Raw genomic sequence first — 17691 nt, 5'->3', positions numbered from 1 at the left:
TCGTCACGGCGGGTGGGGTAGAGCGTATTCTTTCTCGGCGTGGTTTGTACGCTATTACGAATTGGTATTCGTGGGCATAAGATAAACTTCTCTTACATTATTACGCTGTTCAGCTTCAATCGCGTAGGCCACGGCATCGGCGACATCTTCAGGTTGCAATTTATCTTCTTTTGGCTCATCAAAAAAGGGTGTATTAACCATCCCTGGACAGATAGTGGTACAACGTCCACCCCATTCCGCCATTTCTTCTGCTAAATTACGCCCAAACCCATAGGCGAACCATTTACTCGCCCCGTATATCGAACCTTTTATAGTCGCTCTACCCGCCGCTGAACTAGTAAGGATGAAATGACCATGGTTTTTCCTTAAGTGTGGAAGACTATATTTGGCGGTGTAGAGCAAGGCGTTAATATTGACATCTAACATCGACTGCCACTCTTCAATATCACCGTCCTCGGTACCAGCAGATGAAACCCCTTTGCCGGCATTAGCGAATACACAATCCAATTTCCCCAATGCTTCTGCCGCCTCATTGATAACCTGTTCAATGGCACCGGGGTCAGTAGCATCGGCCGGATAAATATTACAATTTTCGCTGCCCAGCTCTTCTTGTAGTGCCTTTAATTTATCTTCACTGCGAGCTGTAAGGGCAACCTTATGCCCGTGGGCCACGAGTTTCTTCGCTGTCGCAGCGCCAATACCACTGGATGCGCCTGTTATCAGAATAGTTTTTTGATTCATGAGCATTCCTATAAGTAAGTCCTTACAGTGTGTTCTGTTTCTGGCTGCTACTAGATCACTCCAACGAAAAATCAACGCTACGTATTAATAAAGTTAAATTTACTTAATGATAAAAGCGAAGGCAGAGTCTGTAGTTTTACTTTTACTTACCGATAAATTAACTGTTCGTTAACGGGTTTTCGCTCTTAGCCAACTAATTTATTTTTGCAGGATGCATCTCATCATGAGTTTTATGCAGTTTTAAGCTCATTAAGTTTTTATGTTTCACATTAATTTAATTTGAAGCAGTCGTAATGACAGAAATGGGATAGGTATGTTTAAAAAACTTCAATCGTTTACGTTAATTTCTGTGGGTCTTCTTGGCGCATCCGTTTCAACCGCAGCGCATTCTTCCAATAGTGAAGTCAATGACGCCCAAAACTTCAGTTTATTATTAAAAAATTCATTATCGGGTGCTATCAGTGCGAAAGCTGAAGAGCGTTATATCGTAGAATTTCACGCCCACAACGACGACGCGGATAACTATGCGGTTGCCAAAAAGAATGGCAAAGCCTTTAGCGAAAAAGTTGCGAAATCCGCTATTGCTGCGGTAAAAGGTAAGTCGCTGAAAGTGCTTAAAAAACAGAAAATGGTAGTGGCCAAATTAGACAAAAAAGCCGTAACCGAATTACTCAAAAACCGTGAGGTTAAGCGCGTATCGATTGACGCAAAACGTGAACTTATGGCCCAGTCAACGCCGTACGGTTATAACATGGTCGAAGCGAATCAATTAGTACAAAGCGATACCAGCGCACGAAAAGTATGCGTTATCGATACAGGTATTAATCGAGGACATAGTGATCTTCCTGATACCAATAACGGTTTAACAGGCATTAGCAATAACCCGGCGGTAGGGAATTGGTACACCGACGGGCATGGCCATGGTACTCATGTAGCCGGTACCATTAGTGCGCTTGATAATAGCTTTGGGATGGTAGGAGTTTATCCGGGGGTGAGTCTGCATGTCGTTAAAATTTTCGACGACAACGGCGGCTGGACCTATGCTTCAGATCTGATAGGTGCAATCAGTCAATGTCAGGATGCCGGTGCAAATGTTGTTAATATGAGTCTAGGTGGCAGCTATTCCTCGGCCGCGGAACGTGACGCTATGCAGGCATTTGAAAATGACGGCATGTTATTAGTCGCTGCGGCGGGCAACGCAGGTACTAGCGCTAAATCCTACCCAGCCTCATATGATGCGGTTATGTCAGTGGCGGCGGTGGAATCCAATGGCAACCGAGCGAGTTATTCGCAATATAATAATCAAGTGGAGATCGCTGCGCCCGGTTCGTCGGTGTTATCGACTTATCCGCTCGATAGATATGCAAACATGAGTGGTACATCGATGGCAACGCCGCATGTATCTGGTGCAGCCGCACTATTGTGGAGTTTTTATCCTCAGTGTACAAATTCAGAAATTCGCCAGGCGCTTACTGCTACCGCGTTGGATAAAGGTAGTGTAGGTAAAGACGACTATTATGGTTACGGTATTGTCAAAGCTAAACAAGCCTATGACTATCTTGCAATTAATGGTTGTGCAGCAAATGCACCAACCGCGCCAGAGGAACCTGAAAAGCCTGTCAGTACTTTTACAGAAGTTCATGAAGATATCTCTTTGAGTAAGAGAGGGTGGGTCTGGATGTCATGGAATGTCCCTGCGGGTACCGAAAGTATCAACGTTCGTACAGAAGGCGGAACGGGTGATCTGAAATTATTGGTAAGATATGAAAACGCACCCACGCTGTCGATTTATGATTGTATGTCATCGAACCCGGGAAATTCCGAAGAATGCACGATCAATAATCCTGCAGAAGGTAAATGGGTAGTAGGTCTTCGTGGTTGGAAGCCATTTAGCGGCGTCACGTTAACCTATACGCAGAATTAGTGCGCAGCGTTAAATAAACGAGGTCTCCTCTATTGAGGGGATTTTGTTTAGAGAAGCATAAATTGGTATTGTTGAATAAAAAATATCAAAAATAATCGAAATGCCAGTTGACATATAGACGTCTATACGGCAGATTGAAGGCATGAAAACAATAATTCGCACCACCGGCATGATGATGATTACCACCTCACAGAGGGCGGTTGCTGGTTAGTGTACGTATCAAAAGTTAACCAAAAACCCGCTCAAAAAGGAGCGGGTTTTTTTTTAGTTGCCATAGAGTCAGGGGAAAGGAGTAACAAATGAAAGTGTTGAAGTTTGGTGGCTCGTCTTTAGCCGATGCGCAAAAGTATTTGCGAGTAATGTCCATCAGCGTGGCAACGCATCAAACCGAGGGTGCGGCGGTGGTTTTATCTGCACCCAAAGGGGTGACCAATGCGCTGGCCTCATTGTCCGAACAAGCTGCAAAAGGTGAAGATTATCAGCCATTACTTTCGCTTTTCAAAGATACGGTCAATGGCATCGCCAGTGAGCTTAAGGCTGAACTCACTCTGTTTGATTACGATAAAGTCAATCGCTTTATCCGTGCTCAGTTAGATCAACTTACACAACAGCTGGAAGGTATTAAGTTGCTAAGGTGTGTACCTGATCCGGTGGCAGCGTGCATCCTTTCGTTTGGAGAATACATTAGCGTTACTTTGTTCACGGCGATGCTGGAGGCGTCGAACGTTAGCAATAGGTTACTGGATCCAAAAGACTTTATTTTAGCTGAAGGCGACTACTTAGATAGCATAGCGGATGTAGCGATGAGTAAAGCGCGCTTTTCTGATATCCCGGTAAACGGAAGCTACCTGCTCGTGATGCCTGGATTTGTGGCGGCGAATGAGCAAGGCGAAAAAGTCACATTGGGGCGAAATGGTTCAGATTATTCCGCAGCAGTGCTCGCTGCCTGTATAGACGCAAAATGCTGCGAAATCTGGACAGATGTTGATGGAGTATACAACGCCGACCCTAATCAGGTAGAAGGTGCCGTTTTACTCGATAAACTTACCTACCAGGAAGCGATGGAGCTTTCCTATTTTGGCGCCAAGGTACTTCATCCTAAAACAATAGGTCCCATAGCCCAACACCATATTCCGTGTTTAATTCGCAATACGTTAAACCCTGAGGCTCCGGGAACACTCATTTCTAATGAAGCGAGTGAAGTATGGACATCGGTTAAAGGTATATCGCAACTTGATGATGTAACCATGTTCAACGTGGCAGGGCCCGGCCTGAAAGGTATGGTTGGCATGGCCAGTCGCATATTCGAAGTCATGTCGAATGCGAATATTTCAATCAGCCTTATAACGCAATCCAGTTCTGAATACAGCATCAGTTTTTGTATCCACACTAAAGATGCCACCAAAGCCCAAAATTTATTAGAAGAGTCGTTTGCACTAGAACTTCAGAATCAACTGTTGGAACCTATCGAAGTGCGGCGGGATCTGGCTATAGTTACCTTGGTCGGGGACGGAATGAAACAAACAAAAGGCTTAGCCGCACGTTTTTTTAACGCGCTAGCGCAAGCTCGCGTCAACAATATTGCTATTGCGCAAGGCTCTTCAGAACGTTCTATTTCTACTGTTATTGAAGGTAATAAAGCGAAAAAAGCGGTACGGGTGGTACATCAGAATTTTTTTTCCAAAGGTCACAGCATTGACGTCTTCCTGGTAGGTTGCGGGAATGTCGGCAAAGAGCTTTTAAGCCAGATCGCTCGCCAGCAGCCAGCATTGGCGGATCGTAATATTAAACTTAAGGTTTACGGAATAGCCAATAGTAAAAAGCTTTTGTTAGACAGTAATGGTATTAACATTACCAATGATTGGCCTGGAAAGTTGAGAGATGCAAAAGATTCATTCAGCATTGACGTACTGCGTGACTTCGTCAACCTTAATAGCCTCGTTAATCCAGTCATCGTGGATTGTACAAGTAACGCGAGTGTTGCATCACAATACGTTGCCATGATGGAACAAGGCTTTCATGTTGTCACCCCCAATAAAAAAGCGAATACCGATACCTTGGCTTATTATCGTCAGCTCAGAGAAACAGCGCTTAACACCAGCCGTCAGTATCTCTATGAAACAACGGTCGGCGCTGGCTTACCTGTAATCGATAATTTACAAAAGTTATTCAGCGCGGGCGACACCTTACACCGTTTTGAGGGGATCCTGTCTGGTAGTTTGTCTTATGTTTTCGGTAAGCTGGAAGAAGGCATGACCCTCTCAAAAGCCACGCGTCTGGCCAAAGAAAATGGCTATACGGAACCGGACCCAAGAGACGACCTTAGCGGTATGGATGTCGCGCGGAAATTACTGATTATGGCGCGGGAAGCCGATCTTGAGTTAGAGTTGTCCGATATTGAGATTGAATCGGTGTTGCCACCGGGCTTTGGTGACAACAAATCTATTGATGAATTCATGGATACCCTAAGTGAACTAGATGAATCTTTTTCGGATCGGGTGGCAAGTGCGTCCAGTGAGCAAAAAGTTTTACGTTATATTGGCAGTATTGAGGGTAAAACGTGTAAGGTAAGCATCCTGGCAGTACCGCAAGACCATCCGTTGGCTGCCATTAAGGATGGCGAAAATGCATTAGCAATCAGTAGTGATTATTACCAACCGATGCCTTATGTAATTCGAGGCTATGGTGCAGGTGGAACGGTCACCGCTGCGGGCGTTTTCGCTGATATATTAAGGACTATGCCATGGAAGCAAACAAACCATTGATATGGCTAAGAGGTTAAATGAAAAGAATAACAGCGTATGCGCCCGCCTCAATAGGCAATGTCAGTTTAGGATTTGACGTATTGGGCGCTGCACTCGCGCCAGTGGATGGAAGCAAAATAGGCGACGAGGTGGAAATTAAATCTACCTCGGGGCCTGAGTTGTTTAACTTGTCAGTAGCCGGGGAATTTGCAGATAAATTACCTTCAAATCCCCGCCGAAATATCGTTTTTCAATGTTATCGGCGGTTTATACAAAGTGTTCAAAATAACAAAATCAACGAAACACCCATCCATTTTACCTTAAAGAAAAACTTGCCCATTGGCAGTGGGCTAGGTTCAAGCGCCAGTTCAATAGTAGCTGCACTGACAGCACTGAATGCATACTTTGACAATCCGCTTTCAGAAAATCAGCTATTAACCATGATGGGTGAAATGGAAGGGGAGATTAGCGGCAGTATTCATTACGATAATGTGGCTCCTAGTTTTTTAGGAGGGATTACGCTCATGACCGGCCTGAAAGATAAAGTTGCCGTCAAACTGCCAGTAATTTCAGAATGGTACTGGGTTATTTGCTACGCGGGTATCGTGGTATCCACGGCAGCGGCCCGAAAAATTCTTCCAACCTCATTCTCTATGCAAGACACCATAACCTTTGGTCGACAACTGGCTGTTTTTGTTGAGGCCCTGCACGCTCAAGATGCCAAACTGGCTAGCTCTGTTATCCATGATGTTATCGCAGAGCCACACCGTAAACGTCTTCTGCCTGGCTTTGATGAGGTGAAAAAGGGGTGTATTTCATTAGGCGCCAGCGCATTTGGCATTTCTGGCTCGGGTCCCACCGTTTTTGCGGTATGCGAAAGCCTTCCATTAGCACAGCAGGTTGAAAAATTACTTGCGCAACGATATATCCAGACTGATAAAGGGTTTACCAAAATCTGCACAATCGAAGAACACGGCACCACGGTAAGCGGTAAGCTGTAAAAAGTAAAAAGTAAAAAGTAAAAAGTAAAAAGCTAACCGTTGCACTATAACAAAAATGTATTTAGAGGTTGCGAAGTGAAATTAGTAAATTTAAAAGATTCAACAGACACAGCAACATTTGCCCAAGCTGTGAAACGCGGACTCGGTAAAAATCAGGGCTTATATTTTCCCACCAACATTCCAGTGCTGAAGAATATTGATAAAGTACTGGCAATGCCATTTGTTGAAAGAAGTTCCTTTATTTTGTCGACCCTGCTAGAGGAAGAGTTGGCTGATACAATTAGTGAAATTGTTCAACAAGCTTTTACTTTCCCAGCTCCCGTGGTCGAGCTAAATGATAAAATTTCAATATTAGAGCTATTTCATGGCCCAACTCTGGCGTTTAAAGATTTCGGCGGACGTTTTATGGCGCAATGTTTATCGCGTCTAACCAACAACGAGCCTGTGACCATTCTTACTGCTACATCGGGTGACACGGGGGCCGCCGTAGCCCACGCCTTTCACGGGTTGGAAAATATTAATGTGGTAATTTTGTTTCCGAAAGGAAAAATCAGTCCGCTTCAGGAAAAATTATTCACTACCTTAGGGGATAATATTCATACGGTGGCTATTGAGGGCGATTTTGATGCCTGCCAAAAACTGGTTAAAACGGCATTCGACGATCCTGATGTACGTGAGGGACTACATCTAAACTCCGCAAACTCCATAAACATCAGCCGTCTGTTGGCTCAAGTGTGTTATTACTTCGAAGCCCTAAGCCAAATTCCTGCTGAAAAGCGCGACCAATTGGTCGTTTCTGTTCCAAGTGGTAACTTTGGTAACCTTACCGCAGGTATAATTGCTAAAGCCATGGGCTTGCCTGTTAAACGTTTTATCGCGGCCACAAACGTAAACGATACGGTACCACGCTATCTGCAAAGTGGCACCTGGGAGCCAAAAACAACTGTAGCGACGATATCAAACGCAATGGATGTCAGTCAGCCTAACAACTGGCCTAGAATTGAAGCGTTAATAGAAAAAGGATACGTAGAAAAATCTATCCTGCACGGCTATTGTGTGGATGAAGATTATACCCAGATAGCCCTTCGTCAGCTGGCACACCAGGGGTACACTAGCGAACCTCATGCGGCGGTAGCGTATCGCGCGTTAATAAATAACTTAGGCGAGGGTGAAACAGGCTTGTTTTTAGGTACGGCGCATCCGGCTAAATTTCGCGAGACAGTTGAAAACGTGCTCGGTCAGCCAATTAGTTTGCCGCAAGCGCTTTCTGATGTCGCGACTAAAGACAGCTTAGCTGGAACATTGCCCAGCGATTACGAGGCATTAAAACAGCATATGTTAGGATTACTTAAACCTTAATGAACTGGGACACAGCATTAGCACAGGAAAAGCAAGAACCTTACTTTCAGCATATTATTCGTTCAGTCAGTGCACAGCGTCAGGCTGGAAAGGTGATTTATCCGCCAGCCGACGAGGTATTTTATGCGCTTTCCATTACCCCGTTAGACACGGTAAAAGTGGTGATTTTGGGACAAGATCCTTACCACGGTCCGGGACAAGCCCATGGGTTAAGCTTCTCCGTACAAAAGGGCGTTGCTTTTCCGCCTTCATTAAGGAATATGTTTAAAGAGCTGCAAACGGATATACCCGACTTCCAGGTTCCTTCACATGGCAATTTGACCTCATGGGCAGAACAAGGTGTATTACTACTTAATACGGTGTTAACCGTCGAACAGGGCAAGGCGCATAGTCATGCTAAACTTGGTTGGGAGCAATTCACCGATAGAGTTATACAGGTGCTTAACACGCAAACCCATAACACGGTATTTATGTTATGGGGTAGCCACGCACAAAAGAAGGGTAAAGATATCGACGCGACTAAGCACTTAGTGTTAGCTGCACCCCATCCGTCACCGCTTTCGGCACATCGTGGTTTTTTTGGCTGCAAGCACTTTAGCCAAGCCAATGCGTACCTGCAATGCCACGGTAAAAAACCTATTGAATGGCAACTGGAACGCTGAGGCCCGCCAGGCCGCCACTTTCTGGTTTCTATAAAGACAAAAAAGCTATCACGCAGTGATAGCTTTTTGCTAATTATCTTTCCAGGGCTTCTAGCTCATACTCGAATTCACAATCGTATTCGGCAAGTTCTTTTTCGAGTCTGAACCTATCTTGAAGTGCTTCTATTTCTCGCCACTTCCTCTTTTTACTTTTCGTTTTAGCAGGGCTGGTTTCAATATCAAGTAATGCAAATAAATCTGACTTATCCACATGGATCTCCTTCAATTATACCACTTACAACAAGTGTCAGAGTGAGTAGATATATCCCTCTGGGCAAATTTGTATCACAGCTGAGAAAAAAATAAAACATAAATGTTTACTTTTTATTAACAAATCGTGGCAACAAAATGACAAGTGTTTGGTGAAGGCGTGCATTTGCCAGACGGACTGGCGAATGCACCAAGCAGTAGATTGCTCTATTTGGGGGCGTTAGCGTGTTTAAAACGTGCAATTAATTGTTGTGTAGATGCATCGAAATTAGCCCCTTCGGTACGACCGGTAATCCCCGCCAACACCTTATTTCCCAATACTTTGCCTAGTTCCACGCCCCACTGATCAAACGAATTAAGCTGCCACACCACGCCTTGCACAAACACTTTGTGTTCATACATAGCAATCAGTGCGCCAAGTGTATGCGGGGTTAACGCATCGAATAGAATAGTATTACTGGGCTTATTACCGGGCATGGTTTTGTGATGAGCCAAACGAACTTGCTCAGCTTCACCCAAACCTTTATCGGTGAGGTCTTCAAAGCACTCCTCATAGGTTTTACCTTGCATTAATGCTTGCGCCTGACCAAAACAGTTCGAAGCCAACATCGCATGGTGAGTATCATCCTGATTAGGTACGTTTAATGGCAAGATAAAGTCAGCTGGGATAATGCCATGTCCTTGATGGATAAGTTGGTGGAAGCTGTGTTGACCATTTGTGCCTTCACTCCCCCATATAATAGGCCCGGTTGGATAGGTGACCCTTTCGCCCTGTTGCGTAACCATTTTCCCATTACTTTCCATATCCAATTGCTGAACATAAGCGGGTAGACCGCGCAAATAATGGTAGTAGGGCAGTAGAACGTGCGATTGTGCACCAAAAAAATTGCGATACCACACCCCCAACACCGCTAAGATGACTGGAAGGTTTCGCTCATTGGGGGCGGTGGCAAAATGCCTGTCCATTGCATGTGCGCCTTCCAATAACTGTTTGAAATTAGCAAACCCTAATGCAAGTGCAATAGGTAACCCAATCGCCGACCATAACGAATAGCGTCCGCCGACCCAATCCCACATAGGGAAGATATTTTCTTCTGCAATACCAAATTTTACTGCCGCCGATACGTTAGAAGAAACCGCCACAAAGTGCTTAGCCACATCTTCCTGAGAACCGCCCTCAGCTAAGAACCAGTTCTTTGCTGACTGCGTATTTTGCAAGGTTTCCTGGGTGGTGAATGACTTGGAGGACATCACCACCAGTGTTTCGGCGTGATCGAGCCCACTTAACACATCGTGAATATGACACCCATCTACATTCGCAACAAAATGAACGTGAATGCCGTTATGTCGATAGGGTTTAAGTGCTTCGGTCATTATTTTGGGGCCAAGAAAGGACCCGCCAATACCGATACTTACAACATGCTTAATAGCTTTGCCAGTATAGCCCGTATGCGCTCCGCTATGCACCGATTGGGTAAAGCTTTCAACTTTTTCCAATGTAGCTTTCACTTCAGGCATAACATCTTTGCCATTTACCAATATGGGTGTATCGGAAAAGTTACGTAATGCGGTATGCAATACCGCTCTACCCTCGGTAGTATTAATCGCCTCTCCAGCAAACATACTTTTGCGTTGCTCTTCCAGACCTTGGGCATCAGCCAATGAGAAAAGCGTTTGCATAACTTCATCAGTCACACGGTTCTTTGAAAAGTCCAGATAAAGTCCACAACTTTCCACCTGCATGCGTGCTGCACGATCGCTATCCTCGGCAAACCAGTCACGCATATGCTGTTCGCCGATAGAGGAGGCAAGTTTTTCAAGGTGGTGCCATTGGGGTAGTGCGGTTAATTCAGTCATAATCCTTTCCAACTTGTATGGCTAAATTCCAAGTTTCTCTTTTAACATTGATTCAAGCTTCACCTGATCGGCCGCGAAATTACGGATACCTTCAGCTAGTTTTTCAGTAGCCATTGCATCTTCATTCATTTCCCAGCGGAATGCTGCTTCGCTCAGCTTATTGCCAGGCACATCAGTGGCACCGTTATCTTTTAACACTGCTTCTATTTCACCCGGTTGGTTGGCCAGTTCTTCTAATAACTGCGGGCTAATCGTCAAGCGATCACAGCCAGCCAGCGCCTGAATTTCACCGATGTTACGGAAACTTGCGCCCATCACGACAGTTTTGTAGCCGTTAGCCTTATAAAAGTCATAAATTTTCGCCACCGATACCACGCCAGGATCTTCCTCAGGCGTGTATTCTTTCTTATCGGTATTTTGTTTGTACCAATCAAGAATTCGACCTACGAATGGAGAAATAAGGAATACACCTGCTTCCGCGCATGCACGGGCCTGTGCGAAACTGAACAACAAGGTAAGGTTACAATTAATGCCTTTTTGTTCCAGTGCTTCAGCAGCCCGAATGCCCTCCCAAGTGGATGCTACTTTAATAAGAATGCGTGATTTATCAATGCCTTCATCGCTATACAGTTGCACTAACCGTTCGGCTTTCTCAATGGTGGCCTGCGTGTTAAAAGACAAACGTGCATCCACTTCGGTTGAAATACGTCCTGGAATTAATGCTGAAATTTCTTTACCAATCATAACCGCAAGTTTGTCGGCAGCGTCAGTCAATTGCTGGTTATCGTCTTTTGATTGTAATTTTGCCCAGGCTACGGCATCGTCAATCAAACCGCTGTATTGAGGTAAGGATGCAGCCTTCAATAGTAGCGAAGGATTAGTAGTAGCATCAACAGGTTGATACTTTTTGATGGCCTCAATGTCGCCGGTGTCGGCAACGACAGTTGTAATTTCACGTAATGATGCTAGCTGATTGCTCATTCTTTCTCTCTGTCAAAAATTAATTGGTATCTGCTGACTTACTTCAACAAACGAATGAAATCCTGATGGTTTTTTTAACAAACACGTAAGGTATTACAGGGTAGGTTGTAAGACGGATTGCATCAGGTTTAACATTTGTTCTTTATAGCAGAGATGGCGCTATTTTTATACCCTTAGGCAATGGCGTGATATGATATCAACGTATTAATTATTTCAAAATCGAGCAAATTTAAAAATTTCAGGAGAATAGATGTTAGTCGTTGTTTCGCCAGCTAAAAATTTGGATTACGAATCAAATGTTCCAGTCACTCAGTATACCCAGCCTGAAATGATGGAACATACACAGAAGCTGGTGGAGGTATGTAGAGAATTATCCCCTGCTGATTTAGCCTCACTAATGAGCATTAGCGACAAGCTGGCCACCTTGAACGCTAATCGGTTCAGCAATTTTACGCTCCCATTTACCATTGAGAATGCTAAACAAGCGCTGTTCGCTTTTAACGGGGACGTGTATACAGGGCTAGATGCCTATTCATTAGATGACGACACAATTCATTACGCGCAGTCACATCTGCGTATTCTGTCAGGGTTGTATGGATTGCTAAAACCCTTGGACCTGATGCAGCCTTATAGATTAGAAATGGGGACGAAGCTAAATACCCCCGCTGGCCCAGACTTATATACCTATTGGGGCGATGCGATCACCCACAAAGTGAATGAAGCGATGCAGGCGCAAGGAGATAACATTCTGATTAATTTGGCTTCAAACGAGTATTTCCGTGCCGTCAAAAAGTCGAAAATTGAAGGTATGATTATTACGCCAGTGTTTAAAGATAAAAAGAACGGGCAATACAAAACTATAAGTTTTTTCGCCAAAAAAGCTCGGGGTATGATGGCGCGATATATTTTACAAAACCAGGTAAGCGATGTGGATGCCCTTAAATCTTTTGCGGATCAAGGCTATGCTTATAGTGAAGAACAAAGCAGTGCAACCCAACTTGTGTTTCTTCGAGAGGAACAATAAACCTGAGGACGGCTAAATGTATACACTTTACGGTTATCCCAATACTCGCTCCCTGCGTGTGGCATGGACTTTGGAGGAATTGAACATTCCGTACGAGTATCAATTAGTCGACCTGAGAAGAGGCGCACATTTAAGTGACGATTTTGCCGCACTTTCTCCTACCGCAAAAGTGCCTCTTCTAAAAACCCCCGAGGGGTTATTATCTGAATCAGCTGCCATAGTAACGTATCTGGCGGATAAACATGGCGCCGGTACGTTAATTCCTGAATCGGGCTCGTTTGCCCGAGGTCACTTTTCACAAATGTTATTTTTCTTAGTGGCAGAGTTAGAGCAACCCTTGTGGAACAAAGCTAAGCATACGTTCATTTTGCCCGAACAATATCGACTTAAAGATATGGCGGACTGTGCAAAGTTCGAATTTGAAAAAGCGTTAAAAGCCTTTTGTAGCCTATTAGAAAATAATGAATATATTGCAGGTGATTATTTTACGGTGGCAGATATTGTTGCTGGCCATATTTTATCCTGGGCAAAAAGTGAGGGAATGAATTTAACTTACGATCACGTACAAAGCTATGCAAAGCGCGTGGTAAAGCGACCTGCGTATAGCCGCGCGTGGGAACGAGAAAATACTTACTTAGCGGGTTAAAACAATACCCATAGCTACGCAGAAGTCTCCGGGATGGCCTAAATCATGCGTACTTTTGGTCGCTTTTTTGTCTCACGCAGCTCGGTGATTGAAGTGTAATTGATTTTTTCATCATTAGTTCTCAGAAAGTCAGCTTGAGGGGGAGCGAAAGTCACCCGTCCAAGTGATTGGTTTAGTAATTTGGAAATGACCGACTGAGGAAAACTTGTAGAAATAATCACTTTGATATCATTGGGTTGGAGCTTTTGCATTCGCTGGTTAAGTTGCTTTTTGAGATCAGCTACTCGTGGACCAAACGCCTCTTTATTACCCATGAAAAAAGGTTGACCGCTGTTCACCTTATTCACTGGATGCGCAAAAACCTGAAAAGTTTGTTCCCAATCGATGAGCTCGAGCATATCGTTCTTTTGGACCCACTCATTATCGATTGCAATGACCTGTGCATTTACCGTGTCATCGTCTAGATTCAAACTTGAGAATGAGCCAGCTAATAACGAAAACAACGGCGCTAGCGCCTCTTCGTCAATCGAATACCAAAAACGTAATGATGTGGTACTTGCACCTGCTCGCCGTTCACCTCCATATTTCGCTAGCAACTGGTTTATTGCCGCTGGGTTTGCATCAATATTGCCGAGGTTGAATATGTGCTCATAGAGGTGAGCAAGCCCTTGTTGGTTGGCATTATAAAGATGTCCAGCTTTGATATAGACGGCTACAGACGCCGGAGCTGATGCAGGTGAATGTAGCCTTGTAACAGGTATCTTATTATGAAGCTGAAAGGTTATCGGTTCCTGGCCAAAACTGAATAACGTACAGGCTAACGTTGTTATGGTAAACAGTATTTTTATCCCTAAATTATTGCTCGCCACTTTTCGTCCTTTTTGGTTATCGATACCTTTCTTTCGAGCGCGACTTACCGGATTAGCCGCAAAACTTCCTCTTCTTGCGAGGTTGTCACCGTCAGTACGTCAGTCCCGGTAATCTGAATGGCAACATCTACGTACTGATTGTTGTACCCATCAAACATAGAACCCGTCCATCGATTACGCTGCATAGGATCTTTTTGAATATGTTTAATAAGATTCAGACCCGTTGAGTCGGCAGTGTCGTGCTTGTATATAGTGGCTGATTTATTCGTCATGTCGAACTTAATCACTGCTGGCTTCTCGGCATGCGACCATAAGCCGGCGATAGTCGGTTCGCTAGAGTGTTTTTCTATTCGTTCGAGTAGCAATGCCAACTCTTTTAATACAAGTTCAGGTTCGTCTTTTTGTACATAGTGACTACCCTTAGTGGTTGCTATATAACGCCCCTGTGGAAAGGTCGATACCCATGCATGTTGAAGCTCGCCCCAGCGCTTTCTGGCTTCGTCTGTGTGAAAAATATACTTCGGTTCTTCGACTTGCTGTGTACTGGCTATTAGCGTAACAGGGATATCACCAATATCATCAAAATCCTTCGCCTCTTTTTTACTCCAGACCGCATCCAAAAAACAATGGCCATTAATAAGCGTGTAATCTTTTTGCTTTATTCTTTCGATTTCAGCTGGACCATTGACAGGGTCAATGTCAATGACCATCTCCACGTCCTTCGGATTTTCTGGGTCGACAAGTAACATACCTAGTACATTCTCAGGGTAGGTGGCGGCATAATTTCTGGCCGTGGCACCGCCCAGAGAGTGCCCGATATATACAAACGGCATATCGACATCCAGACGTTTAAGAACCTGCTGTACTTCATCCACAAGATCCTTACTGGAACGGTTACTCTCACACATTTCAGAGTTACCTTCGCCAAGGCGGGAAAAGCGGATTGCGGTTATTTCATCTGGCAAGTCATGCCACAATGAGTCCCAGCCCGCCATACCGGTCAAAGCGCCGGCATCAAATAACACCCAGGTATCACCCTCACCCTTGATCTCAAATTCGAGGTGTTTACCGTCAATAACTAACGATTGATTAGCAAATGAACTTGTAGAAAAGAGTGTAAAGAAAATAACAGCAACCGCTTTTAACATGAAAAATAGTCTTTTTAAACAGAATGTTAAGTTACAAGAACCATAGCATAATCGGAGACTTGTTACTATCTACAAGAGTTTTTTGAGGGGGGGAATGTAACCGTCTTGCGCTAAATCTACGTTTGGTATGTCCAGAGGGAACAATATGGCGATGCTCACATGAAATTAAACTTCTTACTGAAGAAGGTAAACAGCGACGTATCGGGGCAGCCAATAAAAATGGGCGTCAGATCTCGACTGCCTTCTTATTCGACGTATTGGCATGAACAGTTGTTGATTCTGAATATGGGCCTATCAAGCATAACCTGTGCTGATGCTCTATTCGATAGTGATTTATCGCGCAGATTTTTGTTATCAATATGGTCGACAAGGTAGGTATGTGCGCCGCTACACTTTGTCCGACTCCCCCTTACTCGCGTAAGCGTGTAAAGAGTAGAAAAGTCCTCCGGCTGGGTGAGTACACGCCATGATAAGTTGGTGTGAAAGTGAATTAAAAAGGAAGTGGAGGACAGGGTTATTGTTTTTAACCCAATCCTCGTTGCAATCCATTGTGTTCGATAGATTGCTTAGTCGGGGTTTCTATATTAAGGCGTTTAATCTAGATAGATTTTTTGCTGAAACTTAAGTTGTTTGCTGTCATTACCTGATTGAATATTAATGACAAAACGGTAGGTTTCAGCATCGTTCACGGCCAAAGTGGCAAGATAGTAAATGGAGTCTCCCTCTTTTACTTTTCTGAATTTCAGTTCTTTTGCCGTACCTATCAGGTTGGTGGCTTTACCAGACAGTGCAACATCCAGCGCTTTTTTACTATCCTTATCCAGCACCGCAATATTAACTAAGGCGTTATATCGGCTACGTACGAGCCCATAATTACGGGCGACCTCGGGGGTGAAGAATGTGCTGTTTACAACCATGTAGTGCACTTCATAATCATCCAAGATTTGCTTTTGTTCAGCGTGAGCCAATCTCACGTTGAACAACACAAATACAATTGTGATGAACGAAAACGCTCTACAGAATCGTTGGGCAAAAAGTGTCATAAATACCTCAATATAAACCAAAGGTATCTTGAATCAGAAGCTGCAAAAACTGCAAGGCAACAATCGCGACAAGAACCGACAAATCTAACCCTCCTATAGGAGGTATCACCTTTCGGATGGGGGCAAGGAAGGGCTCTGTTAATTGATGTAACACATATTCTATAGGATTCTGACCCTGCGACACCCAACTTAAGATTGCGCGAATGATCAGTACCCAGAACATGAGTGACAAGGCTTCTTTAATAACATCAAAAAACGCAAATAAGATAAACCCGACCACGTGGATCGCGCCGCTTCCAAATACAAATGACAAGGTCGCGACTTTGATAAAAGATACGAGCAAAGCCAGCACAAAAGTGGCAGTGTCGAACCGTCCTATAGAAGGAATAATCCGTCTTAGTGGTCCAACAATAGGATGGGTGGCCTTAACTACAAATTGGCTTAAAGGGTTATAAAAATCGGCACGCACCAATTGCAGCCATAACCGTAAAATAACCACCATCAAATACAAATTAAACAATGTACTGATGAGAAATACCGAAGCGTTCATTTCAATAAACTTCCTGAAAATTATTAAAGTTGTTTTGCCATTTCGTCAGCACGGGCGACGGCTGCTTGCATTGCTTTTGATATAATACTTTCCAATCCATTATCAATAAGTGTATTCACCGCAGCAGCAGTCGTTCCACCTTTTGATGTGACCTGGGCACGTAGCTCGCTCAGTTCTAATGCTGGGTTTTGACACACCATTTCCGCGGCGCCTAACATGGCTTGTTGTACCATTTGTCTTGCGTCGTCTTTGTTAAACCCCATGCGCATGGATTCTTCCTGCATAGCTTGCAAGAACAGGAAAAAATACGCCGGGCTGCTGCCCGCCGCCGCGATTACCCCATTAATATCATCTTCTTTATCAACCCAAATGGTCTCGCCCACGCTGCCCATCACATCGTCAACGTAATGTCTGTTGGCTTCACTCACATTGTCATCTGCATACATTCCAGACATACCTTTGCCCAGCAAGCTAGGTGTGTTTGGCATAATACGTACAACAGGGTACTCACCACCTAACATTTCCTGTAGGCGAGCCACCTTCAGACCCGCCGCGATAGACAGAAACAATTTGCCTTCAAGCGCATTATTTTTCTGAAGGTCGGCACACATCTCGCCCATAATTTGTGGCTTAACGGCAAGTACAATCGCATCAGCAAACTGACAGGCATCATCGTTGGACTGGGTAATTTTGATGCCAAAATCGTGTTCAAGCTTTTCCAGTTTTGGCATGCTAGGATTGCTTGCCATAATATGATCAGCAGGGTAACCAGAGTTGATCAAGCCGCTGATGATACTGCGTGTCATATTGCCTGCACCGATAAATGTCAATTTTTTGTGTTGCATGAAAACCCTTTTTGGTTACTAACTCGTCTTAAATGATTTGCATGATGG

16 protein-coding genes are annotated in these 17691 nt (G+C 44.3%); 7 read left to right on the top strand and 9 right to left on the bottom strand.

Annotated features, from left to right (window positions below; genetic code table 11):
* Positions 1–54 precede the first annotated feature (54 nt).
* Positions 55–741: an SDR family oxidoreductase gene (locus tag OPS28_RS08175; protein ID WP_265608968.1), complete on the bottom strand. Its 687-nt coding sequence runs from the start codon at positions 739–741 to the stop codon at positions 55–57.
* A gap of 313 nt (positions 742–1054) precedes the next feature.
* Between OPS28_RS08175 and OPS28_RS08170 the strand changes: the two genes are divergently transcribed.
* The 5 genes from OPS28_RS08170 (at position 1055) to ung (ending at position 8431) form a co-directional block, all read left to right on the top strand.
* Positions 1055–2665: a S8 family serine peptidase gene (locus tag OPS28_RS08170; RefSeq protein ID WP_265608967.1), complete on the top strand. Its 1611-nt coding sequence runs from the start codon at positions 1055–1057 to the stop codon at positions 2663–2665.
* 299 nt (positions 2666–2964) lie between these two features.
* Positions 2965–5430, top strand: coding sequence for a bifunctional aspartate kinase/homoserine dehydrogenase I (gene thrA / locus OPS28_RS08165; RefSeq protein ID WP_265608966.1), 2466 nt, complete (start codon positions 2965–2967; stop codon positions 5428–5430).
* A 17-nt stretch (positions 5431–5447) separates the two neighbouring features.
* Positions 5448–6410, top strand: coding sequence for a homoserine kinase (thrB, locus tag OPS28_RS08160; RefSeq protein ID WP_265608965.1), 963 nt, complete (start codon positions 5448–5450; stop codon positions 6408–6410).
* Between the two features lie 75 nt (positions 6411–6485).
* A complete protein-coding gene (thrC, locus tag OPS28_RS08155) occupies positions 6486–7769 on the top strand; it encodes a threonine synthase (RefSeq protein ID WP_265608964.1) in 1284 nt (427 codons plus the stop codon).
* Complete coding sequence (ung, locus tag OPS28_RS08150) at positions 7769–8431, top strand: uracil-DNA glycosylase (protein ID WP_265608963.1); 663 nt, start codon at positions 7769–7771, stop codon at positions 8429–8431. Before thrC ends, ung begins: the two co-directional genes overlap by 1 nt.
* Positions 8432–8504: 73 nt before the next feature.
* On the opposite strand, the gene OPS28_RS08145 is transcribed toward ung, so the two are convergent.
* The 3 genes from OPS28_RS08145 to tal all read right to left on the bottom strand — a co-directional run bounded on the left by OPS28_RS08145 (position 8505) and on the right by tal (position 11518).
* Entirely contained in the window at positions 8505–8681 is a 177-nt protein-coding gene (locus OPS28_RS08145; protein ID WP_169209826.1) for a DUF3545 family protein, read from the bottom strand.
* A gap of 206 nt (positions 8682–8887) precedes the next feature.
* On the bottom strand, positions 8888–10537 hold the full coding sequence (gene pgi, locus OPS28_RS08140; protein WP_265608962.1) for a glucose-6-phosphate isomerase: 1650 nt from the start codon (positions 10535–10537) through the stop codon (positions 8888–8890).
* Positions 10538–10558: 21 nt separating this feature from the next.
* Positions 10559–11518, bottom strand: a complete 960-nt coding sequence (tal, locus tag OPS28_RS08135) for a transaldolase (RefSeq protein ID WP_265608961.1) — start codon at positions 11516–11518, stop codon at positions 10559–10561.
* 250 nt (positions 11519–11768) lie between these two features.
* On the opposite strand from tal, the gene yaaA reads away from it, so the two are divergent.
* Together yaaA and OPS28_RS08125 are read left to right on the top strand one after the other, a co-directional pair.
* Complete coding sequence (gene yaaA, locus OPS28_RS08130) at positions 11769–12542, top strand: peroxide stress protein YaaA (protein ID WP_265608960.1); 774 nt, start codon at positions 11769–11771, stop codon at positions 12540–12542.
* Between the two features lie 16 nt (positions 12543–12558).
* The gene (locus OPS28_RS08125; protein ID WP_265608959.1) at positions 12559–13188 is read left to right on the top strand and encodes a glutathione S-transferase family protein; all 630 of its coding nucleotides are present in this window, start codon (positions 12559–12561) and stop codon (positions 13186–13188) included.
* A 38-nt stretch (positions 13189–13226) separates the two neighbouring features.
* Here the strand turns inward: OPS28_RS08125 and OPS28_RS08120 are convergent, their stop codons facing one another.
* From OPS28_RS08120 to proC, 5 genes are all read right to left on the bottom strand, one after another.
* A complete protein-coding gene (locus OPS28_RS08120) occupies positions 13227–14057 on the bottom strand; it encodes an insulinase family protein (RefSeq protein WP_265608958.1) in 831 nt (276 codons plus the stop codon).
* A gap of 44 nt (positions 14058–14101) precedes the next feature.
* A complete protein-coding gene (locus OPS28_RS08115) occupies positions 14102–15205 on the bottom strand; it encodes an alpha/beta fold hydrolase (RefSeq protein WP_265608957.1) in 1104 nt (367 codons plus the stop codon).
* A 593-nt stretch (positions 15206–15798) separates the two neighbouring features.
* On the bottom strand, positions 15799–16248 hold the full coding sequence (locus OPS28_RS08110) for a DUF4426 domain-containing protein (RefSeq protein WP_265608956.1): 450 nt from the start codon (positions 16246–16248) through the stop codon (positions 15799–15801).
* 7 nt (positions 16249–16255) lie between these two features.
* On the bottom strand, positions 16256–16798 hold the full coding sequence (locus tag OPS28_RS08105) for a YggT family protein (RefSeq protein ID WP_265608955.1): 543 nt from the start codon (positions 16796–16798) through the stop codon (positions 16256–16258).
* A gap of 23 nt (positions 16799–16821) precedes the next feature.
* The gene (gene proC / locus OPS28_RS08100; protein ID WP_265608954.1) at positions 16822–17643 is read right to left on the bottom strand and encodes a pyrroline-5-carboxylate reductase; all 822 of its coding nucleotides are present in this window, start codon (positions 17641–17643) and stop codon (positions 16822–16824) included.
* Positions 17644–17691 lie beyond the last annotated feature (48 nt).

The sequence above is a fragment of the Alteromonas sp. ASW11-130 genome (genome assembly GCF_026183735.1).
GTDB lineage: Bacteria > Pseudomonadota > Gammaproteobacteria > Enterobacterales > Alteromonadaceae > Alteromonas.
This window is presented reverse-complemented; position numbering and strand designations above follow the sequence as displayed.

Bases quoted from the DNA above. Each gene is read 5' to 3' on its own strand.
- pgi (WP_265608962.1), bottom strand. From the start codon at position 10,537: ATGACTGAATTAACCGCACTACCCCAATGGCACCACCTTGAAAAACTT.
- OPS28_RS08125 (WP_265608959.1), top strand. From the start codon at position 12,559: ATGTATACACTTTACGGTTATCCCAATACTCGCTCCCTGCGTGTGGCA.
- thrB (WP_265608965.1), top strand. From the start codon at position 5,448: ATGAAAAGAATAACAGCGTATGCGCCCGCCTCAATAGGCAATGTCAGT.
- proC (WP_265608954.1), bottom strand. From the start codon at position 17,643: ATGCAACACAAAAAATTGACATTTATCGGTGCAGGCAATATGACACGC.
- OPS28_RS08170 (WP_265608967.1), top strand. From the start codon at position 1,055: ATGTTTAAAAAACTTCAATCGTTTACGTTAATTTCTGTGGGTCTTCTT.
- OPS28_RS08115 (WP_265608957.1), bottom strand. From the start codon at position 15,205: ATGTTAAAAGCGGTTGCTGTTATTTTCTTTACACTCTTTTCTACAAGT.
- yaaA (WP_265608960.1), top strand. From the start codon at position 11,769: ATGTTAGTCGTTGTTTCGCCAGCTAAAAATTTGGATTACGAATCAAAT.
- OPS28_RS08110 (WP_265608956.1), bottom strand. From the start codon at position 16,248: ATGACACTTTTTGCCCAACGATTCTGTAGAGCGTTTTCGTTCATCACA.
- ung (WP_265608963.1), top strand. From the start codon at position 7,769: ATGAACTGGGACACAGCATTAGCACAGGAAAAGCAAGAACCTTACTTT.
- OPS28_RS08175 (WP_265608968.1), bottom strand. From the start codon at position 741: ATGAATCAAAAAACTATTCTGATAACAGGCGCATCCAGTGGTATTGGC.
- thrA (WP_265608966.1), top strand. From the start codon at position 2,965: ATGAAAGTGTTGAAGTTTGGTGGCTCGTCTTTAGCCGATGCGCAAAAG.
- tal (WP_265608961.1), bottom strand. From the start codon at position 11,518: ATGAGCAATCAGCTAGCATCATTACGTGAAATTACAACTGTCGTTGCC.
- OPS28_RS08105 (WP_265608955.1), bottom strand. From the start codon at position 16,798: ATGAACGCTTCGGTATTTCTCATCAGTACATTGTTTAATTTGTATTTG.